This window comes from Herbiconiux daphne (assembly GCF_024979295.1).
GTDB classification, from domain to species: Bacteria; Actinomycetota; Actinomycetes; order Actinomycetales; family Microbacteriaceae; genus Herbiconiux; species Herbiconiux daphnes.
In genome coordinates this window covers 1-568 of record NZ_JANLCJ010000641.1, presented here as the reverse complement: position 1 = coordinate 568, position 568 = coordinate 1, and the positions used below count along the sequence as shown (strand labels likewise).

The following is a 568-nucleotide window of genomic DNA, read 5'->3' as shown; positions in this document are numbered from 1 at the left end:
CACTTACAATCTAACCTATGAAGCAATCACGGGTCATGAATCGGCTGAAATGGTCGAGTATCACAAAGACCAAGCCAATGAGAAAGCCAAAGAAGCCAAACAAGCCGCCGAAGACAAGAAAATCGCCGATGCCGAAGCCAAAGAAGAAGCCAAAGCCGCAAAAGAAATCGAAGACAAAGCCAAAGCGGATGCCGAAGCTGACAAAGCCGAAGAAGCTAACGACGACAAATTACAAGATTTCTTGTTGGATGTTCGCCAAGTAGTCCGCACAGGTGGTGCACTTAGTGCCGACACACCTTTGGAACAACCGTATGTCGAGTTGGAACAAAAAGGTTACGGCTTACCGGACGAAGTACGTGAACAACCATTGGTCAAAAAATTATTGGGTTACATTTCGGACAACGCAACATCATATGATTATGACAAAACCGAATCAAAAATTTGGTACCTAGTCGAAACCTTGCAAGACGAAAACTAATCACCGAATCAACCATCTTTGGTTGATTCAAGCGTGCCAATGAAGAAAGGAAGTGACCTATCATTCCTTATACTTCTGACACCACGGAAA

1 protein-coding gene is annotated in these 568 nt (G+C 44.0%); it reads left to right on the top strand.

Features of this window, described 5'->3' with window-relative positions; genetic code table 11:
• The coding region (locus N1032_RS26910) for a hypothetical protein (protein WP_259543747.1) at positions 1-478 on the top strand (478 nt) is incomplete at its 5' end.
• Positions 479-568: the final 90 nt, after the last annotated feature.